Raw genomic sequence first — 9,070 nt, forward strand, 5'->3', positions numbered from 1 at the left:
CGCCCGGCCGGTCGTCGCCCCTCAGGGCCGACGACCGGTTCGCGGCGTGGTGACGCGACACGGAAGGACGACACAGATGCGCAGCTTCCTGACCGGACGATGGGGTATGGGGGTCGCCGCAGCGGGTCTGCTCGGGCTCGGGTTGGGGGTCGGGCTCGGGTTCGGCGGGACAGCCGCGTCCGCCACCCCGGACCGGACCGCCAGCGCAGCAGCCGCCCCGGCCGACCACGCGTTCCTGGGCGACCATCCGCGACTCGCCGAGGCCCGGCTGCGTTCCCACGACGGGCTGCGTCCCCATGGCGGCCTCTGGGCCGGCGGCGTGCACGGTGAGGCAACGGTCAAAACCGACAAGGGCTTCCAGGTAGTGGCGGGGCAGCGCGGGAAGGTGACCGCGGTGAGCCCCACCTCCCTGACGGTCACCAGTGAGGACGGCTACGTCGGCACCTATGTGATCAACGCCGATACCCGGTTCCGGATCGACGGGGACACCGCGAAGGTCTCCGACCTCCACCCGGGGGCGACGGTCCGGGTGGGCGCAACGGTCAAGGACGGCACCCGTACGGCGGTGGTCGTCGCCCAGCCCAAGGACTGACCCACCACCGAGGTCCTATCCCGGCACCGAAGATCACCTGGGGGACGCCTGTCAGCGTGACGGCGGCGTCCCCCCTCCGCCATCCGGCTCGTCCGGAGGAAGCTCCGGACAGCCCTCGCGTTCGAGGTCCGCGGCGCGGACCATGCGACACCGCGGGCACGGTGCCCCCGGCCGCATCATCGTCTTCAGCCCCTGGCGGGGACGCCGTCCCCGATGTTCCGGACACCGCAGGTACAAGAAGTCGGCCTGAACGGGCATCGAGTTCTTCATGGCAGGGGAACCTTTCCGGTTCCACCGCATTCCCGACACTTGATATTGGCGTCACCGTCGAAAAGACCGTCCTCGTCCACTTCCGCCTGCGGACGCGTCTGATACTGCGTGCCGTTGCAGGACGAGCAGGTCATCAGGCCCAGGCTGAGCCGCTCGTCTGGCGGCCGAAAATACCGACTGGATCTTTTTCGTTGCCTCACCACGCGATCAAAGGTGCACGCTCCATCACAGCCTGTCCAGACGCATCCACCACCAGGGCGTCATCCAGGAGACAGGCGCACCGTACTCATCCCATCCATCACCCGTCCGGCTACTTTGCCTACATTTCGACACCCGGGCCGGCGCCATGGTGGGCAGCGGGAACGACGGGACGATCATCGGTGCCCGGCCGCGGCACGAGGCCGGGCGCGCCGACCCGCTGACGAGCGGCGAGGCATCACCAGCCACGGGCGTGCCCGGATCATCCTGGTCTCATACGATGACCGACTGATTCGTCGAGGCAGGCAGGAAGGCCGCGGTGCCGCGGTGGCCTGCCCCGGCACCGCGGTCGGCGCGCAGTCCGTGGCCACCCGGAGAAGGACGAGGGATGGATGATCAACAGTGCTGCCCACGTACGGACCAACCGTGCCCGCTGGAACGAGATCTCCGACGACTACCAGCGACTGAACGCCCCGCAGATCCGCCGGCAGGTGTTCACCGGCGATATCTCCTGGGGGCTGTGGGCCGTTCCGGAATCACGGCTCGGCGTGCTCGGTGAGGTCACCGGACGGGACATCCTGGAGATGGGCTGCGGGGGCGGCCAGTGGTCGAGCGCGCTGGTCCGGCGGGGGGGCCGACCGATCGGCTTGGACCTCTCCGAACGGCAGCTGCACCACAGCAGACGGCTCACCGCGGAGACCGGACTGTCCTTCCCCCTGGTCCAGGCGAGTGCCGAGGCGGTGCCCTTCGCCGACGGCTCGTTCGACATCGTCTTCGCCGACCACGGCGCCTTCTCCTTCGCGGACCCCTTCCGGGCCGTGCCGGAGGCCGCACGCGTGCTGCGCCCCGGCGGCCTGCTCGCCTTCAGCCACGTCAGCCCGATCTACGAGATCACCGTGGCGCCGGGCCGGGACGCCCCCGGCAGTCGCCTGACCCGCGACTACTTCGGGCTGCGTCTGCTGGCCGAGGCCGACGGCCTGGTCAGCGCCAACCTTCCCTACGGCACCTGGATCAGGCTCTTCCGGGACAACGACCTCGTCATCGAAGATCTTCTGGAACCTCGCCCGGCACCGCCGGCATCCGAGGATCACAGCGAGGAACCGGCACCCGCCCAGCCCGAACGCGGCGACGAGGCATGGGCGCGCCGCTGGCCCTCCGAATGCATCTGGCGGCTACGCAAGCCAACGCGGTGAAGGCATCGGCCTCGTGACCACCACCCTGACCGGCGACGCCGCCCCGCACGCCGCTCTGCTGACGGGCATGGCGGATCTCGCCCGCCGGCTCCAACCGGGCGGCCGGGAGGCTCCCGTCGTGCTATCGCACCACGGTGAACGGCTGATCGTGCGCCACGGTGACGTCGTGCTCAAGGCCCACCCGCCCGGATCCGACCCACAGCCGCTCGCGGCCCGGCTCCGGCTCGTGGCCCAGCCGCGCCTGGGCCACATCCTGCTGTCCCCGCTGCCCCTGCCGTCCCCGCTGCCCCTGCCGTCCCACGCCACCCATACCGGTCTGGACGGGCTCGCCGTCCGGGTCCACGACCGATGGGTGAGTGCCTGGCCGGCCGGCTCGGCGCTCGGACTGGACCAGGTCGACGATGTTCCCTGGGCCGAGGCCGTTCCCTGGGCCGAGGCTGCCGCGCTGCTGGCGAGTCTGCATCGCATCCCGGTCACCGCGTCGGATCTCCTCGTGCTCCCCCGGGCCACGGTGCTCCGCCGGCTGCGGCACGACGTGGCTCGACTGCGCGACCAGGCCGGCCATCCACGTGCCGAGGTGGTCCTGCGCGCCGCCGCGACCCTGCCCGAGTGGGCGTTGCACCACCAGATCCAACCGGATCAACCGGATCAACCGGATCAACCGACCCGACCGGGACGGTCACGCCGGCCGGCGCGGCCATTGACGATCATCCACGGTGACTGGCACTTCGGACAGCTCGTCGCGCTGCCCCGACTCGGCTGGCGCATCATCGACGTGGACGATCTCGGGCTCGGGGACCCGGTATGGGACCTGGCCCGGCCGGCGGCCTGGTACGCGGCCGGCCTGCTGCCGATGGACGTCTGGGCGCGGTTCGTCGACGGCTACCGGGCCGGTGGCGGCCCGGCGCTGCCGGGCGGCGAGGATCCCTGGACGGCCCTGGACCTGCCCGCCCGCGCGATTGTCGTGCAGTACGCGGCCATCGCGGTCGCCGCGCGTCTCGACGGCGACGCGCCCGGTGCCGGGCCCGAACCTGGTCCGATCTCCGATGCCTTCGTCGAGTGCTGCCGGCGGATGGCCCGGGTGGGCCCGTACCCGTCCGGATCTCGACTATCCACCGGCTGACTTCCGCGGGGTCGGTACGCTACCCGCAGCCAAGGATGTCTCCCCGCCATGAACGGCAGGTTCGGCATGAGTTACACCCTGCAGTGTCCCAAGTGCCACGCGATGATGCGGACGTACAACCGCAACGGCATCCAGATCGAGCAGTGCGACGGATGCCGGGGCATCTTCCTCGACTACGGCGAGCTGGAGGCCATCACCCGGCTCGAGGCGCAGTGGTCCCAGCCCCCGCCGCCACCCCCGGCTGCGCCCCACGCCCAGCCGGGGCACTATGCCCAGCCCGCCTGGGGGACTCCCTACGGGCACGGCGGGCATGGGCACCACCACAAGCACGGCGGCCTCGCCCGGCTGCTGTTTTCCTCCTGACCCGCGCTCCGGCCGGCCGTCAACCCGACGTCAACTCCGGGGCGGGGCCGGCTCTCGGGCCGGCCCTCGGGCGGAGCTCAGGACAGCGCGAGCAACGCGCCGAGGGTGAAGCCAACCGCGGCGAGCCACACGAAGGTGGGCAGGGCGCGCAGCCAGCTCGCCACGGGCGAGTGGCCGGCGTGACGCTGAGCCGGGACCTGGGCGGAGCCCGCCGCCGCCGGGACGGGGCTGGGATCGATGCGGCCGCCCTGGCCGGCCAGCACGGTCGCCAGGGCCCCGACGTCCGGGTCGTCGGGCACGGCGGGCGGGCGCCGCGGCGTAGGACTGACCGGGGCCAGGACGACCGTCGGCCCGTTCGCCGCGCCGAGATGCACCCGCACCTCGCCGTCGGTCAGGGCAACGCTGCCGGTCCGGGCGCCGTCCACCCAGATGCCGTTGGAACTGACGTCCTGGGCGAGCCACCCGGCGTCGCCGCGGGGCTCCAGCAGGACGTGACGCCGGGACACCCGGCCGTCCGCGATGACGACATCGCAGTCACGGCCGCGGCCGACGACGTGACTGCGGTCAGCGGACAGCACGCTCTGGCCGGACGGGACGGTGATCCGCAGCCCTGTCGGGTCCACTGTTTCTCCTCCTGGGAGGATCCGGCTCCTGCCGAGATCCGGGCGATCGGGGCGCGGGGGTCAGGCGGGGAAGACAGCGTTGTCGCGGACGGTGACGGCGACCGGCGGCAGCGGCTGTTTCGCCGGCCCCGCGACGGGTTCCCCGGTGCGGGTGTCGAAGGCGCTGCCGTGGCACGGGCAGAGGATGCGGCCCTTCTCGATCGCGTTCACCGAGCATCCCTGATGGGTGCAGACGGTGGAGAAACCCTGGATCGTGCCGGCGGCGTTCCTCGTGAGCACCAGGCCGGCGTCGCCGAGGATGAGACCGCCGTCGGCCGGCACCTCGTCGACCCGGGCGAGGGGCGCCGTGCCGCCGGCTTGGCCGCCGCCGTTGCCCGCGCCCGAACCGTCGCCCCCCCGCGGGTCCCGCCCGCGGTCGCCTGCCGTGGCTTCGGATCGGCCGCGTCGCTGCAGCTGGCGACGGCATACCCGACGGCACCCGCGGCGACGGTGACCGCGAGGCCGGGGGCCACGAGGCGCCGCGTCGGTGTTTCCTGCGTCATGACTTTTTCCTCGGGATCCTGTTCAGACGTGCGGAATACCGGACCGGGTGAAAAACCACAGTGAAGCCGTCAACCAGATTGCGACCAGGGAAACAAGAACCGTCGAGCCGAGCACGGGCAGTACCCACCTCGGTAACCCGCTGGTCCGTAGACTGATCATCTTTGCCGCGTAGGCCCCGTAAAAGGCGCAGCCCAGGAGGCTGTGGAGGAGCACCCGGGTGCCATCGCTGGCAAAGCCCAGCGCCCAGATGCAGTGGAAGGCCACTGGCAGGGTGAGGACGAACGCGGTCGTCCCGCTCCATCGGTGCAGCGGGCTGGCCCAGCTCGGCGCCGGGCCCGCGCCGGGCAGCCGTCCCCACATCCACAGTGCCGTGGCCAGCTGAACGAGTAGCAGAACGGCGGCGGCCGTCGTCAGCCACGCCTTCATCGGCAGCATGCCGGAGAAACCGAGGGTGAACAGCGGCCGCCCGGCTGGTTCGTGAACCCTCGCGTACACACCGGTCGACACCGCGACGGCGGCACCGACCAACAAGGAAACGCCTAATGCCGTACCCGCATTCGTCTGCCGTTCGGCCCGGTCCGTGCCGGCTGCCATACCGCCCCCCGTCCCCTGAGACATCCTTGCTGCGCGAACTATGCCGGAAAGAACGCGGGCGCGTCCAGAGCCGTCAGGGCCGGAGACGGGCCCGCACCGCTCGGCGGAGTTCGTCGGTCGCGTCGACGACGACGCGGCGCAGGAGCGGGTCGAGACGATCGCGGGCCAGCAGGGCGTCCGCCTCCCGCACCGTCCCCACGGACACGGCGAACTGCGGATAGGCGTAGGTGGCGATCTGCCGGGCGGCGTGCGGGGATCGCCGGGCCGCCATCGCCGGCATCTGGTCGAAGTAGCGGGAGACGTACCCGTCGGTGAGATCCGCCTGCTCAGGCTGCCAGAAACCCTCGGCCGTCGCGGCGACGAGCCGGGCGGACATCGTGTCGTCGTCCACGATCGTCCGCCAAGCCCGGGCCTTCGCCTCGAGATCGGCGACGGCGGCGCGGGCCCGCGCCGCATGCTCAGCGGCCCGGGCGCTGCGATCATGCCAGCTCTCGGCCGCGATCTCCGCCTCCCCGGCCCGCCCGAGTACGACCAGCCGGTGTAGCAGAGTCCAGCGTAGTTCCGGGTCGATGACCAGTCCGGCCGGCACGGCCGCCCCGGCGAGCCACGCCGCCAGTGTTCCCGCCTGCGCCGGTCCACTGCACCCGATGACCCCGCGGGCGGCGGAGAGCTGATGACCGCCTCCCGGTGCGGCGGCCGCGAGGACCCGCGCGCAGGCGGCGTGGAGCTCCTGCGCGGCCGCCGGTCGCGCCGACGGTGCGAGGTAGCGGTTCAGCACGGTGGCCCGGGCGAAACGCAGGGCGTCCTCGAAGACGGCGATCTCGGTCTCCCGGGGCAGCGCACCCACGGCGAGCGTCAGATAGTCGGCGGCGGGCCATTCGGCGTCCCGGGTCGCGTCGGCCGCGGCCGCCCAGATGATCGCCCTGGCAAGCGGATCGGCCGTCCGCGGCAGGACGGTGGGCAGAGCGGCGAGGTCGGCCGGGGTGAAACGGACCTTGGCGTAGGTCAGGTCGCCGTCGTTGACCAGCAGCAGGCATCCCGCCTCGCTCCCGACCAGTGACGCGATCCCGGTGCGCCCGTCCGGCGCCGCCGGATCGATGTCCACCTCCACCCGGCGGAGCAGCACGATCGGCTCGGTCGGGTCGGTCGGCTCTGCCGGGCCGTAGACGCCGATGCCGATGCGGTGCGGACGCAGCGTCGGGTGCGTCGGCGGTGCCGTCTGGATCACCGTGACCTGCGCGAGGCGGCCGTCGGAACCGATCGTGATCTCGGGGCGCAACGTGTTGACCTGTGCGTGGCGCAGCCACACCTCGGCCCAGCCGGCGAGGTCCCGGCCGCTCGCCGTGGTCAGCGCGGCGAGCAGGTCGGCCAGGGACGCGTTGGCGAAGGCGTGCTGGGCGAAGTACGCCCGCAGCCCGGTCAGGAAGGCGTCGTCGCCCACCCAGGCGACCAGCTGCCGCAGGGCCGACGCTCCCTTGGCGTAGGAGATGCCGTCGAAGTTCAGCAGGGCGAGCGTGGTGTCGGGGACGTCGGCCGGGGCCACCGGGTGCGTCGACGGCCGCTGGTCGGCGGCGTAGCCCCAGCTCTTGCGACCGACGGCGAAGCTGGTCCACGCCCCGGTGAACCGCGTCGCCTCGGCGGTCACCCGATAGCCCATGTACTCGGCGAACGACTCGTTCAGCCACAGGTCGTCCCACCAGCGCATGGTGACCAGATCACCGAACCACATGTGGGCCATCTCGTGGGCGATGACGACGGCACGCAGCTCCCGTTCGGCCTCGGTCACCGCCGAGCGGAACACAAACTCGTCCCGGAAGGTCACGCACCCCGGGTTTTCCATCGCGCCGGCGTTGAACTCGGGCACGAACGCCTGATCGTAGGTCCCGAACGGGTACCGGCTCGCGAACAGCTCGTGGTAGCGGTCCAGGCAGGCCCGGGTGATGCCGAAGATCTCCGCCGCGTCGGCGTCGAGGTACGGCGCGAGCGAGCGGCGGCAGAGCAGCCCGAGCGGGATGCCGTCGTGGAAGTCCTCGACGAGGTGGTACGGCCCCGCGACCACCGTCACGAAGTAGGTCGCCAGGGGGGCCGTCTCGGTGAACTCCCACCGCCCCGGCAAGGTCTGCTTCCCGGCGCCGTTCGCCCGCACCGTCCAGTCGGGGGGTGCGGCCACGCTCAGGCGCACCGGCGCCTTGAGATCGGGCTGGTCGAAGCAGGCGAACATCCGCTGGGCGTCGTCGAGGAAGGTCTGCGCATACAGGTAGACCTCGCCGTCCTCCGGGTCGGTGAACCGGTGCAGCCCCTCGCCGGTGTTCGAGTACCTCATCGTGGCCGTCACCACGAGCTCGTTCGTCGCGTGCAGCGCCGCGAGGGGGAGCCGGTTGCCGTCGACGGCGGAGGGGTCCAGCGGCTGGCCGTTGAGCCACAGCTGCTGGATGGATGCCGGTTTGAGCTCGACGAACGTCGTCGGCGCCGGTTCGCCGCCCGCCGACGAGCCGTCCGTGGCGAGAGAGCCGTCCATGGGGGAACGGAGGCTGAAGCGCACCCTGGTCGTCGAGCCGAACTCCGTCGACGTGCGCGCCGCGGTCAGGTCGAGCTCGATCTCGTAGCCGTCAACGCGGACCAGGCCGGCACGGGCGAGGGCTTCGTCCCGGGTGAGGCTGTGCATACGGCGAACTTATGGGATGCCTCGTCGCCCGTCCGGCGTGGACCCGGTCACCCCTCCAATCTTGCCGGGTGGCTCGTCGATGTCAGTGTCCAGGGGCGAGGACAGGGTCGGTGACGCCGTGGGGGCAGGCGAACCGCTCGATGTCCCAGCCGGCCCGGCCGGCCCCGGCCCGGTAGGCGCTGTCGTAGAAGCCGAGGACGCCGGCCCGCCGGTCCGGGCTGCGTTCGAGGGCCGCGAGCGGGAGGACGGCGAGATGGCTGCCGCCGCGATCCGCCCAGTACGCCGCGTCCGGCCGCAGTGGTTCTCTCGACCATGGCGAGCCCTCCGAACCGAACGAAGTGGAGCGGACAGCGCCAGTCTGAACACCGAAGGTGTTCCACGCATCCCGGGGGAGGACGTCACGGTTCAGCACCGGTCGGGTCGGCCACGGCAGTCCGGAACGATGACCCGGCGAATCTCGATCTCCTCGTCGCCGAACGACTTGAGGACCACCGAGTGCCGGAGCGCCTCGGCGACGAGCGGGATCTCACCGAGCACCGCGTCGGGGGGCTTGCCCATCATCAGGTAGTCGACGTCACGCCAGCCGTGGGGGAACCGGCCGCGCACCTGAGGGTCGAGGTCCAGCTTGTAGAACCACACTGGCAGCGGCCGGCGCCCGGCGATCGTGAGGTCGGTCCAGGCGATGTCGTCAGTGATGACGGTGCCCTCGGAGGAAATGTTCGCGAGAAACCATCGGGTCGCCTCCCGGCTCGGGGCACTCGCGTCCCGGGTGAGCGCGGTGCGGATCTTCGGTGTCCAGTCCGGGATCACCGTCGCGGCGGCCACGGACAGGGCCACAAGGACCACGAGGCAGCGCAGGCCGTTGACGATCGTGGCCGCGGTCGACTCTGACTTCGACTTCGGCCC

At 71.7% G+C, this 9,070-nt stretch carries 9 protein-coding genes and 1 pseudogene; 4 read left to right on the forward strand and 6 right to left on the reverse strand.

Going from position 1 to position 9,070, the window contains the following annotated elements; translation table 11 throughout:
• The first annotated feature begins 106 nt into the window (after positions 1 to 106).
• The 4 genes from AC08OV_RS09570 (at position 107) to AC08OV_RS09585 (ending at position 3,739) form a co-directional block, all read left to right on the forward strand.
• Positions 107 to 592, forward strand: a complete 486-nt coding sequence (locus tag AC08OV_RS09570; protein ID WP_476619559.1) for a hypothetical protein — start codon at positions 107 to 109, stop codon at positions 590 to 592.
• A gap of 860 nt (positions 593 to 1,452) precedes the next feature.
• The gene (locus AC08OV_RS09575; RefSeq protein ID WP_476619560.1) at positions 1,453 to 2,253 is read left to right on the forward strand and encodes a class I SAM-dependent methyltransferase; all 801 of its coding nucleotides are present in this window, start codon (positions 1,453 to 1,455) and stop codon (positions 2,251 to 2,253) included.
• 13 nt (positions 2,254 to 2,266) lie between these two features.
• Positions 2,267 to 3,376 (forward strand): phosphotransferase family protein, encoded by a 1,110-nt coding sequence (locus AC08OV_RS09580; RefSeq protein ID WP_476619561.1) that lies wholly within the window; start codon positions 2,267 to 2,269, stop codon positions 3,374 to 3,376.
• A gap of 66 nt (positions 3,377 to 3,442) precedes the next feature.
• Complete coding sequence (locus AC08OV_RS09585; RefSeq protein WP_476615316.1) at positions 3,443 to 3,739, forward strand: TFIIB-type zinc ribbon-containing protein; 297 nt, start codon at positions 3,443 to 3,445, stop codon at positions 3,737 to 3,739.
• 77 nt (positions 3,740 to 3,816) lie between these two features.
• Here AC08OV_RS09585 and AC08OV_RS09590 read toward each other — a convergent pair whose 3' ends face one another.
• From AC08OV_RS09590 to AC08OV_RS09615, 6 genes and pseudogenes are all read right to left on the reverse strand, one after another.
• The gene (locus AC08OV_RS09590) at positions 3,817 to 4,362 is read right to left on the reverse strand and encodes an FHA domain-containing protein (RefSeq protein WP_476615311.1); all 546 of its coding nucleotides are present in this window, start codon (positions 4,360 to 4,362) and stop codon (positions 3,817 to 3,819) included.
• A gap of 60 nt (positions 4,363 to 4,422) precedes the next feature.
• Positions 4,423 to 4,683: a Rieske (2Fe-2S) protein gene (locus tag AC08OV_RS09595; RefSeq protein ID WP_476615312.1), complete on the reverse strand. Its 261-nt coding sequence runs from the start codon at positions 4,681 to 4,683 to the stop codon at positions 4,423 to 4,425.
• A 243-nt stretch (positions 4,684 to 4,926) separates the two neighbouring features.
• A complete protein-coding gene (locus AC08OV_RS09600) occupies positions 4,927 to 5,499 on the reverse strand; it encodes a DUF6529 family protein (protein ID WP_476615313.1) in 573 nt (190 codons plus the stop codon).
• A 73-nt stretch (positions 5,500 to 5,572) separates the two neighbouring features.
• On the reverse strand, positions 5,573 to 8,164 hold the full coding sequence (gene pepN, locus AC08OV_RS09605; RefSeq protein WP_476615314.1) for an aminopeptidase N: 2,592 nt from the start codon (positions 8,162 to 8,164) through the stop codon (positions 5,573 to 5,575).
• An 82-nt stretch (positions 8,165 to 8,246) separates the two neighbouring features.
• Entirely contained in the window at positions 8,247 to 8,576 is a 330-nt protein-coding gene (locus AC08OV_RS09610; protein ID WP_476615315.1) for a DUF5996 family protein, read from the reverse strand.
• Positions 8,570 to 9,070, reverse strand: a pseudogene (locus AC08OV_RS09615) (4-amino-4-deoxy-L-arabinose transferase); the annotation flags it as partial. The pseudogene AC08OV_RS09615 and the gene AC08OV_RS09610, both read right to left, overlap by 7 nt.

Source organism: Frankia sp. CeTa3Moorea (genome assembly GCF_978021225.1).

Coding starts and splice junctions, on each gene's coding strand:
- AC08OV_RS09575 (WP_476619560.1), top strand. CDS start 1,453: ATGATCAACAGTGCTGCCCACGTACGGACCAACCGTGCCCGCTGGAAC.
- AC08OV_RS09600 (WP_476615313.1), bottom strand. CDS start 5,499: ATGGCAGCCGGCACGGACCGGGCCGAACGGCAGACGAATGCGGGTACG.
- AC08OV_RS09585 (WP_476615316.1), top strand. CDS start 3,443: ATGAGTTACACCCTGCAGTGTCCCAAGTGCCACGCGATGATGCGGACG.
- pepN (WP_476615314.1), bottom strand. CDS start 8,164: ATGCACAGCCTCACCCGGGACGAAGCCCTCGCCCGTGCCGGCCTGGTC.
- AC08OV_RS09570 (WP_476619559.1), top strand. CDS start 107: ATGGGGGTCGCCGCAGCGGGTCTGCTCGGGCTCGGGTTGGGGGTCGGG.